The sequence below is a fragment of the Streptomonospora litoralis genome (genome assembly GCF_004323735.1).
In the GTDB taxonomy this organism is placed as follows: domain Bacteria; phylum Actinomycetota; class Actinomycetes; order Streptosporangiales; family Streptosporangiaceae; genus Streptomonospora; species Streptomonospora litoralis.
Window position 1 is genome coordinate 5,646,137 of record NZ_CP036455.1, and the last position, 14,726, is coordinate 5,660,862.

Here is a 14,726-nt window from a genome sequence, read left to right on the forward strand (position 1 = left end):
CCATGGACGGGCAACCGCGCTACCTGTGGGTGGCCGACCTGCTGCGCAGGCCCATCCTGGACGGCGAACTGGAGCCGGGGTCCCGACTGCCCTCGCGCTCCCGGCTCGCCCGCACCTACGGAGTAAGTGAACAGGTGTCGCGCCACGCGCTGCGGCTGCTGGTCAGCGAAGGTCTGGTGGAGGCGCGGCCGGGGTCGGGGTACTACGTGCGCACCGTGCCGCAGATCCACCGCTTCTCCCGCACCGACCGCTCCTCGGGGGCGGGCGTCGACCCGCTCCAGCGCGCCGACCTGGGCACCCGGACCGAGACCGTGTGCGGGATCGTCGCGCGGCGGCTGGAGCTGCGCGACGGCGTGCGGGTCTTCCGCACCAGCTGCCTGGGGATGGCCGACGACATGCCGGTCGCGCTGCACACCGCCTGGGAGCCGGCGGCGCTCACCCAGGGCACGCTGCGCACACCCGCCGACGCCGAGGCGGGCACCAGCGTCCTGCAGCGGCTCGGCGCGGCAGGCGTCGCGATCGACCGCGTGGTGGAGGAGGTCGGCGTGCGCCCGCTGCGCGAACCCGAGTCGAGCCTGCTGAAGCTGGCACCGGGACTGCCCGTTCTCGTCGTCGAACGCACCCATTACCAGGGGCGGCGCCCGGTGGAGACCTCCGACCTGGTCGGGTCGATAGACCACTGCCGGCTGCTGTACCGGCTCAGCCTGGCCCGCTCGCCGAAGCGGGAGGGCCGCTGAGGCGGCGACGGTGTCGGCGTCCGCATCGGTTGCCCGGCGCCGGGCGCCGCCGAAAGCGCGAACGGCCGGCCGGTCCGCGCGGACCGGCCGGCCGTGCTGCGTCGAACGCGTCGAACGCGTCAGGCCGTGGAGAACTCCTCCGCCACGACCTCGGCGATCTGGGCGGTGTTCAGCGCGGCGCCCTTGCGCAGGTTGTCGCCGCACATGAACAGCTCCAGCGACCGCGGGTCGTCCAGCGACCGGCGGATCCGGCCGACCCAGGTGGGGTCGGTGCCCACGACGTCGGCCGGGGTCGGGTACTCACCGCGGGCCGGGTCGTCCTGGACGACGACGCCCGGGGCCGAGGACAGCACCTTGCGGGCGTCGTCGGCGGCGACCTCGGTCTCGAAGGTGGCGTGCACCACCAGCGAGTGCGTGGTGACAACCGGGACCCGCACGCAGGTCGCCGAGACCGGCAGCTCGGGCATACCCAGGATCTTGCGGGACTCGTTGCGGACCTTCAGCTCCTCGGAGGCGTAGCCGTCCTCCTTCAGCGAGCCGGCCCAGGGGACCACGTTCATCGCCAGCGGCGCCGGGAACGGGCCCAGCTCGCCCACCGCGGCGCGCACGTCGCCGGCGCGGGTGCCCAGCGTGCGGTCGGTGGCCGCCTTCTCGATCTGGTCGTGCAGGGTGTCGATGCCCTCCTGGCCGGCGCCGGAGGCCGCCTGGTAGGAGGCCACCACCAGCCCGCTCAGGCCGTAGGCGCGGTGCAGCGCGCCCATGGCGACGATCATCGACAGCGTCGTGCAGTTGGGGTTGCTGATGATGCCGCGCGGGCGGTTGCGGGTCTGCTCGGCGTTGACCTCGGGCACCACCAGCGGCACCTCGGGGTCCATCCGGTACGCGCCGGAATTGTCCACCGCGATCGCCCCGCGCTCGGCCGCGACCGGGGCCCACTGCTTGGAGACCTCGTCGGGCACGTCGAACATGGCGACGTCGACGTCGTCGAAGACCTCAGGTGCCAGGGCCTGGACCTCGACCTCCTCGCCGCGGACGGTGAGCCGCTTGCCGGCCGAACGCGGGGAGGCCACCAGGCGGATCTCACCCCAGACATTCTCGCGGGTGGAGAGGATGTCCAGCATGACGGTGCCGACGGCGCCGGTGGCACCGACGACGGCAAGGGTGGGGCGGCGTGCACTCATCGTCCGGTACCTCCGTACACAACGGCTTCGACCTGCGCGGCGTCGAGCTGGAACTCGGAGTGGGCCGCCGCTACGGCCGTGTCGACCTGGTCCTGTTCGACGACCACGGAGATGCGGATCTCCGAGGTCGAGATCATCTCGATGTTGGTGCCCGACTTGGCCAGGGCGTCGAAGAAGCGCGCGGTGACACCGGGGTAGGAGCGCATGCCCGCGCCGATCAGCGAGACCTTGCCGATCTGGTCGTCATAGCGCAGCGACTCGAAGCCGACCTTCTCCTGCACCTTCTTCAGGGCGGTCAGCGCCGTCTGCCCGGCCTCCATCGGCACGGTGAAGGAGATGTCGGTGCGCGACGTCGAGGCGGCCGACACGTTCTGCACGATCATGTCGATGTTGATCTCGGCGTCGGAGAGGACCGAGAAGAGCGTCGCCGCCTCACCGATCCTGTCGGGGACGCCCACCACCGTGATCTTGGCCTCGCTCCGGTCGTGTGCCACCCCGGAGATGATCGGTTGTTCCATGCCTTCGGATTCCTCAACTTCTGTGACGACCCAGGTACCGGGCTTCTGACTGAACGACGAGCGCACGTGCAGCGGGATTCCGTACCGCCGGGCGTACTCCACGCAGCGCAGGTGCAGGATCTTGGTGCCGCAGGCGGCCATCTCCAGCATCTCCTCGTAGGAGATCCGGGGAATGCGCTGGGCGGAGGGCGCGATCCTGGGGTCGGCGGTGAAGACGCCGTCGACGTCGCTGTAGATCTCGCAGGCGTCGGCGTTCAGTGCCGCGGCGAGTGCGACGGCCGTGGTGTCGGAACCCCCGCGGCCGAGTGTGGTGATGTCCTTGCTGTCCTCCGACACGCCTTGGAAGCCCGCGACGATGCAGATGGAGCCCTCGTCGAGGGCCTCCTGGATACGGCCCGGGGTGACATCGATGATCTTGGCGTTGCCATGGAGGGACGTGGTGATGACGCCGGCCTGCGAACCGGTGAACGAGCGGGCCTCGTAGCCGAGGTTGCCGATCGCCATGGCGACCAGCGCCATGGACATGCGCTCACCGGAGGTCAGCAGCATGTCCAGCTCGCGCCCGGGAGGCAGCGGCGATACCTGTTCGGCCAGGTCGAGGAGCTCGTCTGTGGTGTCGCCCATGGCCGAGACCACGACGACGACGTCGTATCCCGCCTTTTTCTGAGCGACGATCCGCTGGGCCACTCGCTTGATGGCTTCCGCATCGGCGACGGAAGACCCACCGTACTTCTGCACGATCAGAGCCACGGTCGTTGCTCCTGGGAGTTCGGGATCACGGTAATCAACTGGAAATTGTAGCTAGCGCAATGTTCCGGACGCCGTCTCACCTGCGGAACCGCCGGATCGGCAGGTCGCAGGCGGCAGAGTACCGGCGCCGGGATGTACCCCATAGGCGGGCGAATACTCGTGTTTCCGACAAGTTGCGCCGCCAGCTCGGCAAACGCCGTCCCGGCCACGCAGCACGCCCGCCAGACACCCGGCCGCGGAGTGTGAGCGAGGGCATGTTCGGTGGGCCGCTGTCCTACTGCGCGGCGCCCCAGCACCACTCTCGCCGCGTTCTCGTCAGTCGACAGGGAACCACCCTGACTCCCTCCTCGGCCTTGCGAGAGTGGCACTGGTCCCTATCGCAGCGCCTCGCGGCAGAAAGGCGCTTCGCGCACTCGTCCGCGAGGCGCACACGAGTGCGCCGCTCGCTACGGACGGACCCACCGAACACACCCTAGAACTCCAAACTCCGCCGGCCCTCGAAGGCCCGGCCCAGAGTCACCTCGTCGGCGTACTCCAAGTCGCCGCCGACGGGCAGGCCGCTGGCCAGCCGGGTGACTTTCAGCCCCAGGGGTTTGACCAGCCGCGCCAGGTAGGTCGCGGTGGCCTCCCCTTCCAGATTGGGGTCGGTGGCCAGGATCAGCTCGGTGATCTGGCCGTCGGAGAGCCGGGACATCAGCTCCTTGATGCGCAGGTCGTCGGGTCCGACGCCCTCGATCGGGCTGATGGCGCCGCCGAGGACGTGGTAGCGGCCGCGGAACTCGCGGGTGCGCTCTATGGCCACGACGTCCTTGGACTCCTCGACGACGCAGATGACAGCGGAGTCGCGCCGGGCGTCACGGCAGATGCGGCACTCGTCCTCCTCGGAGACGTTGCCGCACACGGCGCAGAACCGCACCCGGTCCTTGACCTCGACCAGCGCGTCGGCGAGGCGCTTGACGTCGGCGGTCTCGGAGGCGAGCAGGTGGAAGGCGATACGCTGCGCGCTCTTCGGACCGACGCCGGGCAGCCGCCCGAGCTCGTCGATCAGGTTCTGAACAGCGCCCTCGTACATCGCCCACCCACGTGTGTCATTCCTACGCCCACTACCGTAGCCGAGACCCCGGCCCGCTGCCGCCACCGGCGGGCTCGATGCCGAGGGCCGATTGACACCGTGGGCCGCTAGGTTGGCCGGACACCGGGGACGGCAGCGAGGAGAAGGGACAGCGGCGGCCATGAGCGAGACGACGGAGACGGCACCCGAGCCGCGCCAGTGGTTCAGCGTGGCACTGGAGCGGATGGGGGCCACCTATGCGGCCTGGGCGCTGGAGCAGATCGAGCTCTACAACGAACACCACCCCGTCGATGACTGGCATGTCGACGTCGAAGCTTCCACCTTCCGGCAGGGCTCGGTGACCGTGCGAATGGCTCCGCTGGGGACCTTCGGCACCGACGGAAGCTGGATGTGGGCGTGGGCGAATACGCACATGAACCCGCCCGGTTCGCAGCGCCTCGCGGCGTCGCTGGAGCTGCGGCGCATCGGCGAGCAGTACGACGTACCCGAGCTGGTCACACCGCGGCTGGAACTGTCCGAGTTCGCCGACGCGCGGATGGTCGCGGAGCGATTGCTCGTGGCGGCGACCGGGGTGCTCGCGGGCCGCGGGTACGGCAGCGTCACGGTCGACACCGGCGCGCGCTTCGCCATGCTGATGGTCGACGACGCCATCCCGCGTCCGCAGTTCGACATGACGACCGTGCCCCGCCGGATCATGCAGGGCATCGAGGTGTTCCCGCACGACCACCGCGCCACGGTCGGCGGCTACCTGACGCGGCACGGCTTCGAGGTCGAGGAGCCCGACGCGGCGTCGCTGCGCGGCGTCCGGCCCGACTGCACGTTGCGCGCCGCATTCGACGAGCACGGGAGGCTCGCCGACCTCTCCTTCGGCAACTCCGGCTCCGCGGGCTGAAGGGACGGCGGAACGGGGTGCGCCCGTGTGCCGCCCCGCTCGGGAGCCGGTGCCCGGTTCCGCCCGCGAGCGCACCGCGGGCGGAACCGGATCAGAATCCCGGAAGCCCCGGCATGCCGCCGCCGGGCATGCCGCCGCCCAGCCCTTCGGCGAGCGGACCCATCTTCTCCTGCTGCAGCTCCTCCACCGAGGACTCGGCGTCGCGGATGGCGGCCAGCACCATGTCCGCGACCGTCTGCGCGGTCTCCTCGGCGTCGTCGGTGTCGATGGCCTGGGAATCGATGTTGATCTCCTCCACCGAACCGCGGCCGTTCACCGTGACCTTCACCAGCCCGCCGCCCGAGGTGCCCTCGACCTTGGCTTCGTCGAGCTGCTGCTGGGCCTCCATCAGCTGCTGCTGCATCTGCTGAGCCTGCTGGAGGAGGGCCTGCATGTCCATTCCGCCGCCAGAGTTCACTGCATCTCTCCTTGCCTGCGCTGTCCGTGCCTGCGAGCGTATCCGCTCCACGCGCTTCGATCCGTGCGCGTCAGGGCCACTCGGCTTGCGCGCCGAGGGTGTCCATGAGGACGGATTCGGCGCCGAAAGCGTTCCCACAGACAGACTCGGCTCGGCTTTCCGGGGCTCAGTCCTCGGAGTGGTCGATCTCGCTGATGATCTTGCCGCCGAGTTCGGCCTCTATGAGCGCGAACCCCGATGACGTCCGGGGCCCGCCCCCGCCGGCAGCGGTGCTCGGTCCCGGGGTCTGCTGCCGGGCATCGGCAGCGGGGTCCGGTTGCGATTGCGTGGCGGGCTGCGGCGCGGGCGTGGACACGGGATCGGGTGGGGGCGCCTGCGCCGTGTCAGGGTCGGGAGGAGGAGCCGCCACCGCGTCCTCGTAGGGGTCGGGCGGAGGTTCCTGCTGGTGCGGCAGCGCGGGCGGCCCCGGCTCAGCCGGCGGACCTGAGTCGGCCTCCTCCGCAGGTGCGGGCGGCTCGGCCGCGGCCGAAGCCTCGGGCTCGCCGCCCGGCGGCGGCTCCGGCGACGGCTCCGGGGCACCCGGCGACGGAGGATCCGGCGGTGGGTCCCATCGCGCCGGTTCGGCGGCTGATGGCGCGGCCGACGGGCGCGGCCCTTGATTCGACATCGCCACGCCGCTCACGCGCACATCGGCGCCCAGTACTCGGCGGATCGCCTGGACGACGATCTGGTCGTTGCCGCTGCTCGTGAGTGCCTTGGCGTCATTGGGGCGGGCGAACCCGAGCTGAACGTGGCTACCGTCGACCACGACCGGACGCACGTCCATACCGCTTAGCCAGATCCAGACGGCCTTCTTCAGACCGTAGACCGCCGCCATCACCTGGTCCCAGGACGTCTGAACCGCGTTCAGATCCAGGGAGCCGTTACTTCCCCGCCGCGGCCCCGCTGCGGCGGCGCGGGCGGGCGCCTGCGCTCCGTCGCCGCCGGGAGTGCCCCAGTCGTCGGCCGCGGGCCCCGATCCCTGCCGCTGCGGGCCGGAGTCGGCGGCCGGGGCAGCCGGATTCTGCGGTGTGGGAGCGGGCCGGGGCTCGGAGCGCGGCGGAGGCGACGCCGCCGGGGCCGCCGAGGGCTCCTCGGTGGCCGGCTGCGCGGCGGGAGCCGGTCCCGCGGGAGGTGCCGGTGCCGGTGCGGCCGGAGCCGCGGACGCGGACGCCTGTCCGGACGCCATCCGCTGCTCCAACTGCTCCAGGCGGGCCAGCAGCGCGCCGGAGTCGCCCCCGCCTGGAGCGGCCCCCGGCAGCAGGATCCGCGCGCTCATCAGCTCCAGCAGCAGCCGCGGCGAGGTGGCGCCGCGCATCTCGGTCAGGCCCTGGTTGAGGATGTCGGCCGCCCGGGTGAGCCGGGCCGGGCCGAGGCGTTCGGCCTGCTCGCGCATGCGCTCGACGGCGTCGGGCGCGACGTTGATCAGGCCCTTCTCCAGGGCGTCGGGCACGGCGGCCAGCACGACCAGGTCGCGGGTGCGCTCCAGCAGGTCGGCGGTGAAGCGGCGGGGGTCGTGGCCGCCCTCCATCACCCGGTCGATGAGGCCGAATACCGCGGCGCCGTCGGCGTCGCCGAGGGCGTCGACCATGTCGCCGAGCAGGCTGGAGTCGGTGTAGCCGAGCAGCGCCACGGCACCGTCGCGAGTGATGCCGCTCTCGTCGGAGCCGGCCCGCAGCTGGTCCAGGATGGACAGCGAGTCGCGCGCCGACCCCGCGCCCGCGCGCACCACCAGCGGCAGCGCGGCGGGATCGAAGGGGACGCCCTCGTCGGTGAGGATCTCCTCCATGAGTTCGCGCAGCGTGCTCGGCGGGATCAGCCGGAACGGGTAGTGGTGGGTGCGCGAGCGGATGGTGCCGATGACCTTGTCCGGCTCGGTGGTGGCGAAGACGAACTTCAGGTGCGGCGGGGGCTCCTCGACAAGCTTGAGCAGCGCGTTGAAGCCCTCGCGGGTCACCATGTGCGCCTCGTCGATGACGTAGACCTTGTAACGCGAGTTCACCGGCGCGAAGAACGCGCGTTCGCGCAGGTCGCGGGCGTCGTCGACGCCGCCGTGCGAGGCGGCGTCGATCTCGATGACGTCGATGCTGCCGGGGCCGTCGGGCGCCAGCGCGACGCAGGACTCGCATTCGCCGCAGGGATCGGGGGTGGGCCCCTGGTCGCAGTTGAGGGAGCGGGCCAGGATGCGCGCGCTTGAGGTCTTGCCGCAGCCCCGCGGACCGCTGAAGAGGTAGGCGTGGTTGATGCGGCCGTTGCGCAGCGCCTGGCGCAGCGGTTCGGTGACGTGCTCCTGCCCGCGGACCTCGCCGAACGTCGCAGGGCGGTACTTGCGATACAGCGCGATGCTCACGGCGCGCTCACTGCTCCCTCCGCGGACCGGCACGGTGCGGACACCCGGGAGCGACCGATCGCCCCCGGCCGTGTCCGCGAGTCCATTGAACCCTCTACCTGTGACAGATCGCAGGGGGCTGCGCCGGCGAGGCGGGGGCGGATTGGCCTCCCGGGAAAGAGAAAGGACCCCCCGCGCACCCGCCAGAGCTTACTTATCCTTGCTGCCTTCCGGCCCTGGGGAGGTTCATAAGGTGACGCCGCACGAGGGGTCTGCCCCCACTCTATCGGACGTGCGCGCCTCGGCGAACCGCTCTTCGGCGGTCGCGGTGGGCGGGGACTCAGAGGAGCGCGCTCGGGGGGCGCAGTCGCGTCTTCGGGCCGACTTCGCGGACTGTTTCACGGCAGGGCCTCTTCTCGGACTGCGGAGACTCACCGGAATCGCCGCGCCGCCGGCTGTGGCGAGTCCGGAATGCGCACGCGCGTCGGCCGGGCGCGCCCCAGTGCCCCGGGACACGGGGGTGCGCCCGCCCAATGGGTGGAAACCGCAAGGTGGAGACCGTCTGCGCGTCACAGGCACCCCGCGCAATCCGGTAGAGTCGTCTGCGGAGGATTCGCTCAGAGGCCTAGAGCGCGCGCTTGGAAAGCGCGTTGGGGGCAACCCCTCACGAGTTCGAATCTCGTATCCTCCGCCGCCTCTACGCAGGCAGTACGAAGGCCCCGACCGGGTGCGCGGTCGGGGCCTTCGTCGTTTCCGCGGGTCGTGGCCCGCGGCCGGGTTCCGTCGACGCAGTCGGCCGGGGATCGGCGGTCCTGCTCTCCAGGGGCCGACGACGACGCCGAGCGCGCGGCTCTGCGGAACGGCTCCAGATCTCCCACCGCAGGACCGGCCGGAACCGCAGCGCCCCCGGTGACCCGGGAGCGGGGCCGCGCCTCCTCCCTGGCCGCATCCGGACGGTTTGTTTCGCCCGAATGCTCCCGGGGAGGGGGAGAACACCGCCGGCGGCCCGCTTCCCTCGGCGGTCGTGTGGTCCCCCAACACCGCGAGGAGGGTCGGGATGCACGACAGTCTCGTGCTGGATCGTGTAACCAGGCACTACAAACAGGTAAGGGCGCTCGACGCGCTGTCGATGACCGTGGGCGGCGGCGAGCTGTTCGGGTTCGTCGGCGGCAACGGCGCCGGCAAGACCACAGCCATGCGCATCGTGCTCGGGGTACTGGCCGCCGACAGCGGAACCGTGTACTGGCGCGGCCGCCCGCTCGATCTGGCGGCGCGCCGCCGGATCGGCTACATGCCCGAAGAACGGGGGCTTTACCCCAAGATGGGCGCCCGCGAACAGCTCGTCCACTTCGCCCGGTTGCACGGCGTCGATCCCGCCGGCGCCCGGCGCCGCGCCGACCACTGGCTGGAGCGGTTCGGACTGGCCGACCGCGCCCGCGACGAGGTCGCCAACCTCAGCCTGGGCAACCAGCAGCGCGTGCAACTCGCCGCCGCGCTGGTGCACGACCCTGTCCTGCTGGTGCTGGACGAGCCTTTCTCCGGGCTGGATCCGGCGGCGGTGGACGAGATGAGCGCGGTGCTGCGGGAGCGCGCGGCCGAGGGAGCGCCCGTTCTGTTCTCCAGCCACCACCTGGAACTCGTCGAGCGGTTGTGCGACCGCATCGGCATCATCAAGGAGGGGGCGCTGGTCGCCGAAGGCACCGTCGAGGAGTTGCGCAGCGGCGGACCGCGGCGCTACGCGGTCCGCGTCGAGCCCGGCGAGGCGCAGGGCAATTGGGTCGAGCGGGTACCGGGGGCGCGCGCCGTCGGGGACGACCAAGGCGCCGTCATCGTCGAACTGCCCGGCGGCACCGACGACCAGGACCTGCTCCGCGCTGCCCTGGCGGCCGGGCCCGTCCGCTCGTTCACCCCGCACCTGCCCCGGCTGGCCGAGCTGTACCGCGAGACAGTGGAACCGGTCCGCGGCGGATCCGCCGCGGACACCGCCGACGCCGCCCCCGCAGCGGAGAGGAGCGCGGTATGAGCACCGAAGACATCCGGCGGAGCGGATCCGGGCCGGAGGCGGAGACGGAGACACCGGATGCGAGTGGTGCGCAACCGGGCTCCGGGCAGGCGGTGTGGCTGGTCGCCCGCCGCGAGATGGTGACCCGGGTACGCAGCAAGGCCTTTCTCTTCGGCACACTCGGGATGGTCGTGGCGATCCTGCTGATCGCCGCGGTTCCGATGGTCGCCGGTCTGCTCTTCGGCGGCGACGGCGGTGCGCGGGTGGCGGCCGCGCCGCAGGTCCGGCCGATCCTGCAGCAGGCGGTCGAAGGCAGCGCCGACTCCCCCGGCAGCCCGATCGAGGCGGCGCAGTGGCAGGGCCGTGCGCAGGCCGAGGAAGCCGTGCGCGCGGGAGAGCTCGACGCCGCGCTGGTCTCGGGTGAGGACGGACCGGTCATGCTGGTCGACGGGACACCCGACCCCGCCTTGGCCCGCGCGCTCGACGAGGCCTACGCCCGGCACAGCACCGCCGAGGCCCTCCAGGGCTCCGGCGCCGACACCAGCACCGTCCAGCAGGCCATGTCCGCCTCGGTCGGTGTGGACACCCTCGGCGGCGCCGGGGACACCCAGGCGTTCCTCGCCCGGATGGTGGTCGGCTACGCGCTGACCTTCCTGCTCTACCTGTCCATCCTGACGTTCGGCGTCTACGTCGCCCAGGGGGTGGTCGAGGAGAAGGCGAGCCGCGTCGTCGAGCTGATGCTGGCGGCGGTGCGGCCCTGGCAGCTGCTCTTCGGCAAGGTCCTGGGGATCGGCGCACTGGGCCTGGCCCAGGTCGGTGTGGTGCTGGTGGCGGGGGTCGGCGTCGCGGCGCTCACGGACTACCTGTCCGACCTGCCGGTGTCCTTCACCCTGCTGGCGATCAGCCTGGTGGCCTGGTTCGTGCTGGGCTATCTGTTCTTCGCGACGATGCTGGCGGCCTCGGCGTCGCTCGTCTCGCGCCAGGAGGATGTGCAGTCGGCCATCCAGCCGGTGATCCTGATCATCGCGGTCCCGCTGGTCGTGACCATGATGACGATCACGGGCGGCGGCGGAGTCGCCGTCGACGTGTTGGCGGTGCTGCCGCCGTTCTCCCCATTCATGATGCCCATGCGGCTGGCCATGGGCGAGGCGGCGCTGTGGCAGAACGTCCTGGCTCTAGCGATCCTGGCCGCCGCACTGGCGGGCATGGTGTGGCTGGCGGCGCGCATCTACAGCGGCGCGGTGCTGGGCACCGGCGGCAAGATCAAGGCCAAGGACGCCTTCCGCGCGGGTTCCCGATAGCGGTTGCGCCACGGCTGGTTCGGATGGGTCGGCGACGCGGCGGCCGCAGGCCTACCGGAAAACCCTTCGGATCGGGCCGGCTCAGGGAGGCGCCACCTGAGGCCGGACCCTCACCGGTATTCTAACCGACAGTGATGCTATCGTCACCGAAGCGCGCCACGATCGCGATTTCGCCGCCGAGAGCTTCGACGTAGCTGCGGACAGTGGCAATCTCCGAGCGATCCAGCTCGCCTCGTTCGATGCGTGAGACCCGGGACTGAGACACTCCGAGTGTGTGCGCCAGAGCACTCTGGTCGATCCCGTAAGCCTGGCGGATCTCGGCCAGGCGATACGCCCTGGTTTCGGCGCGCAGCCGAGCACCGATGGTTTCGATGCGGTCGGCGTCGAGTCCGCCTTCCTCGACTGCTGCGGCCCGGACGTCCTTCCAGTTGTGCGCCATAGTGATCAATCCCTCTCCGACTCGTAGCCACCTTCCAGCCAACGCTGATACCGCAATTCGGCTAGCGGGATACTCTCCGCATACCACGACTGCCATTTCCGGTCTTGTCGCCGGCCACGAGCAAAACTGCCTGCCTTTCGGGATCGAAGACGAACAGCGCTCGGACCTCGGTGCATCCGGCAGACCCCGGGCGGAGCTCCTTCAGGTTGTGAACGCTCGTGCCCTTGATCCCGTCGACCAGCGGACGCCCCAGCGTCGGACCGGACAACTCCAGCTGGTCGATCCCAGCCGCGACGAGTTCAGCCGTCTTGGAATCATCGACTACCAACTTCATGAACCACTCGTTGACCTCCTCGACCAGGATGACGCTCCAACTCACCCCTCGACTATGACGTAAGTGTTCTATGACATCAACGTTCTAAACCAGGGGCTTCTTCCCGGTGTGCACCGCCGCCGAGCTCTCACGGGTCGCGGGGCGGTGCGGCCGTTCCGTGCAGCGCGGGCGTGCCGATGGTGCGATGCGTGCGCTTGGGGCTCGGGCCGGAGGTTCTCGGCGAGACTTCCCGATCGACGGGTACCGACGGCACGGGAGGCCACCATTTCCGCGAGCATGTCCGACTCCGCTGGAGCGACCGGAGCGGCCGCATCCCTCTTCGCCGATCTCGACCGGCGCGCCGCCGCGCTCGAACCCTTCTACGAGGACCTGCACCGCAACCCGGAGCTCGCCTTCCGCGAGACCCGCACCGCCGGTCTCGGCGCACAGCGGCTGGAGGCGGCCGGGTACGCGGTAACGACGGGCATCGGCGGCACCGGGGTCGTCGGCGTGCTGTCCAACGGCGCGGGGCCGGTGGTGCTGCTGCGGGCCGACATGGACGGCCTGCCGGTGCGCGAGGACAGCGGGCTGGCCTACGCCTCCACCGCCACCGGCGAGTGGAACGGCTCCCAGGTCCCGGTGATGCACGCCTGCGGCCATGACGTGCACGTCGCCTGCCTGATCGGGGCGGCCGAGCTGCTGGCCGACCGGCGCGACGCCTGGAGTGGGACGGTGGTGGCGCTGCTGCAGCCCGCCGAGGAGACCGGCGAGGGCGCCCGCGCCATGCTCGACGACGGCCTCTACGACCGCGTCCCGATGCCCGACGCCGTGCTCGCCCAGCATGTGACCCCGCTGGCCGCCGGTCATCTGGCGTTCTGCGCCGGCGCGTTCATGGCCGCCTCCGACCAGCTGCGCATCACCTTCCGGGGCCGCGGCGGACACGGCTCGCGGCCCGAGGCCGCGGTCGACCCGGTGCTGATGGCGGCGGCGTTCGTGCAGCGCGTGCAGGCGGTCGTCTCGCGCGAGACCACGCCGGGAGAGCGCGTGGTGGTCACGGTCGGTTCCATCACCGCCGGCGACACCCCCAACGTCATCCCCGAGGAGGCCGTGGCGCTGCTCAACCTGCGCAGCTTCGACCCCGGTGTGCGCGAGCGGGCGCTGGCCTCGATCGACCGCATCGCGGCCGCCGAGGCCCAGGCGTCCGGTGCGCCGCACCCGCCGCAGACCGAGCACATCGGCAGCTTCCCTGTGGGCCACAACGACGACGACGCTGTCGAGGCGGTCAACGCGGCCTTCCGGCGCGAGTTCGGCGCCGAGCACCTGCACCGGCTCGACCCGGCCACCGGCAGCGAAGACGTGGGCCACCTGGCAGAGGCAGCCGGAGCCCCGATGTACTACTGGTGGCTGGGCGGCTGGGAGCCCGCCGAGTTCGCCCGCCTGCACGCCGCGGGCCGCGCGGCGCTCGAACTGCCCGCCAACCACTCGCCGCGCTTCGCCCCCCTCAAGCGGCCCACCCTGGACACCGGGGTGCGGGCGCTGGTCACCGCCGCGCTCAGCCGGTTGACGGCAGAGCGCTGAGGCCCTCGCCCGCTTCTGCGGGCTCGGCCCAGACGTCCATCGGCACGTGGCCGACGCCTCTGCCGTCGGCCCCGATCAACCGGCCCATCCGCTTGACCTGCCGAACGGTCACGAGCCGGTCCTGCACGACCGCGCCGGGGTGCGCCTCGGCCAGCCGGCGCTCCCACTCGTGCAGATCCTCCAGCCGGTGCAGCCACAGCACGGCGGCGGCGTTGGCCCGCCCGGCCGTCGTCGCGGCCATGCGGGTCTCCGGCATGGCGGTCAGGTCGGCACACACCCCGTGCACCTCTCCGGCGGGCACCCCCAGCCAGACCGTGACGAGCACCGGCCAGCCGGCGACCGAGGAGGCGGTGTCGCAGCGCAGCACGAGCCGCTGGGTGGCCAGTAGCTCGGCGAGCCGCCGGCGCAGTGTGTTGGCCGGAATGCCGGTGCGCCGACTCAGCTGCGCGTAGGGCATCCGCCCGTCCTCGCCCAGCGCAAGCATGACCTCCCGCTCCCCAGCGAGGCTGCGCACGGGGCGGCGCCCGTCGCGGGCGGACCCGCCGATCGCGCTCTGCTGGCCGCGGTCCAGCGCGTCCAACCGCCAATGGCTGCCGTCGCTGGCGGTGCGGGCGACCGGAGTCAGCCGGACGGCGCGCACCCCGGGCACCGCCGCCGCCACGTCCATCGCGTAGACCGACAGGGCCTGGGTGCTCACCGCCGCGGCGGTGACCAGGACGCTGTACTCGCCGCTGACGATCTCCACGTTGAGAGCGTGCGGGTGCCGCGCCAACCGTTCGGCGACCGATGTGACACCGCCCGCCCGGCAGGCCACCTCGATGAAGGCCATCGCACCCGTAGGCACCGCGGGCGGGCCCGGATAGCAGGTCACCCACGCCTCGCCGTCGGCGCTCAGCCGCGCCCAGCGGCGGGACAGCGTCGATGGGTCGGTCTCCAAGGGCTCCGCCAGCTCCGCCCAGGAGGCGCGGGGGGAGAGTTGGACGGCGTTGATCAGCGCGAGGTCGAGTTCGTCCATGTGTGGCCGATCTGTGCGTGAACATGCGTGTAATCGATTATTTCCGGCATCTGGCCGCTTTTCTGTGCAGGTTAGCGATCCTGGCCGTGTCCAGCCAGGGGGC

General features: G+C 71.5%; 13 protein-coding genes, 1 tRNA gene and 1 other RNA gene. 6 read left to right on the forward strand and 9 right to left on the reverse strand.

The window, feature by feature from the left end; all coding sequences use genetic code 11:
- The first annotated feature begins 2 nt into the window (after nt 1–2).
- A complete protein-coding gene (locus EKD16_RS24090; RefSeq protein WP_131101691.1) occupies nt 3–737 on the forward strand; it encodes a GntR family transcriptional regulator in 735 nt (244 codons plus the stop codon).
- Between the two features lie 119 nt (nt 738–856).
- Here the strand turns inward: EKD16_RS24090 and EKD16_RS24095 are convergent, their stop codons facing one another.
- From EKD16_RS24095 to recR, 3 genes are all read right to left on the reverse strand, one after another.
- Nucleotides 857–1,918, reverse strand: a complete 1,062-nt coding sequence (locus EKD16_RS24095; protein ID WP_131101693.1) for an aspartate-semialdehyde dehydrogenase — start codon at nt 1,916–1,918, stop codon at nt 857–859.
- Nucleotides 1,915–3,186 carry an aspartate kinase gene (locus EKD16_RS24100; protein WP_131101695.1) on the reverse strand — a complete coding sequence of 424 codons (1,272 nt, stop codon included), beginning with the start codon at nt 3,184–3,186 and terminating at the stop codon, nt 1,915–1,917. Before EKD16_RS24100 ends, EKD16_RS24095 begins: the two co-directional genes overlap by 4 nt.
- A gap of 472 nt (nt 3,187–3,658) precedes the next feature.
- Nucleotides 3,659–4,258, reverse strand: a complete 600-nt coding sequence (gene recR / locus EKD16_RS24105; protein WP_131101697.1) for a recombination mediator RecR — start codon at nt 4,256–4,258, stop codon at nt 3,659–3,661.
- Between the two features lie 160 nt (nt 4,259–4,418).
- Between recR and EKD16_RS24110 the strand changes: the two genes are divergently transcribed.
- Complete coding sequence (locus tag EKD16_RS24110; RefSeq protein WP_131101699.1) at nt 4,419–5,150, forward strand: DUF6882 domain-containing protein; 732 nt, start codon at nt 4,419–4,421, stop codon at nt 5,148–5,150.
- Nucleotides 5,151–5,241: 91 nt separating this feature from the next.
- Here EKD16_RS24110 and EKD16_RS24115 read toward each other — a convergent pair whose 3' ends face one another.
- The 3 genes from EKD16_RS24115 to ffs form a co-directional block, all read right to left on the reverse strand.
- The gene (locus EKD16_RS24115) at nt 5,242–5,589 is read right to left on the reverse strand and encodes a YbaB/EbfC family nucleoid-associated protein (protein WP_131102912.1); all 348 of its coding nucleotides are present in this window, start codon (nt 5,587–5,589) and stop codon (nt 5,242–5,244) included.
- A gap of 184 nt (nt 5,590–5,773) precedes the next feature.
- Complete coding sequence (locus tag EKD16_RS24120; RefSeq protein WP_131101701.1) at nt 5,774–7,996, reverse strand: DNA polymerase III subunit gamma and tau; 2,223 nt, start codon at nt 7,994–7,996, stop codon at nt 5,774–5,776.
- Between the two features lie 159 nt (nt 7,997–8,155).
- An RNA gene (gene ffs / locus EKD16_RS24125) (signal recognition particle sRNA small type) lies at nt 8,156–8,251 on the reverse strand.
- A 330-nt stretch (nt 8,252–8,581) separates the two neighbouring features.
- On the opposite strand from ffs, the gene EKD16_RS24130 reads away from it, so the two are divergent.
- From EKD16_RS24130 to EKD16_RS24140, 3 genes are all read left to right on the forward strand, one after another.
- Nucleotides 8,582–8,666: transfer RNA gene (locus EKD16_RS24130), tRNA-Ser, on the forward strand.
- A 366-nt stretch (nt 8,667–9,032) separates the two neighbouring features.
- Nucleotides 9,033–9,998, forward strand: a complete 966-nt coding sequence (locus tag EKD16_RS24135; RefSeq protein ID WP_131101703.1) for an ABC transporter ATP-binding protein — start codon at nt 9,033–9,035, stop codon at nt 9,996–9,998.
- Entirely contained in the window at nt 9,995–11,278 is a 1,284-nt protein-coding gene (locus tag EKD16_RS24140; RefSeq protein WP_131101705.1) for an ABC transporter permease, read from the forward strand. Before EKD16_RS24135 ends, EKD16_RS24140 begins: the two co-directional genes overlap by 4 nt.
- 121 nt (nt 11,279–11,399) lie before the next feature.
- Here the strand turns inward: EKD16_RS24140 and EKD16_RS24145 are convergent, their stop codons facing one another.
- The gene (locus EKD16_RS24145) at nt 11,400–11,717 is read right to left on the reverse strand and encodes a helix-turn-helix domain-containing protein (RefSeq protein WP_131101708.1); all 318 of its coding nucleotides are present in this window, start codon (nt 11,715–11,717) and stop codon (nt 11,400–11,402) included.
- Nucleotides 11,718–11,778: 61 nt separating this feature from the next.
- On the reverse strand, nt 11,779–12,096 hold the full coding sequence (locus tag EKD16_RS24150) for a type II toxin-antitoxin system RelE/ParE family toxin (protein ID WP_341351860.1): 318 nt from the start codon (nt 12,094–12,096) through the stop codon (nt 11,779–11,781).
- 231 nt (nt 12,097–12,327) lie between these two features.
- On the opposite strand from EKD16_RS24150, the gene EKD16_RS24155 reads away from it, so the two are divergent.
- Nucleotides 12,328–13,608, forward strand: a complete 1,281-nt coding sequence (locus tag EKD16_RS24155; RefSeq protein WP_131101710.1) for an amidohydrolase — start codon at nt 12,328–12,330, stop codon at nt 13,606–13,608.
- Here EKD16_RS24155 and EKD16_RS24160 read toward each other — a convergent pair.
- Nucleotides 13,583–14,623, reverse strand: coding sequence for an Lrp/AsnC family transcriptional regulator (locus EKD16_RS24160; RefSeq protein ID WP_165498655.1), 1,041 nt, complete (start codon nt 14,621–14,623; stop codon nt 13,583–13,585). The two genes, EKD16_RS24155 and EKD16_RS24160, sit on opposite strands and share 26 nt — an antisense overlap.
- Nucleotides 14,624–14,726 lie beyond the last annotated feature (103 nt).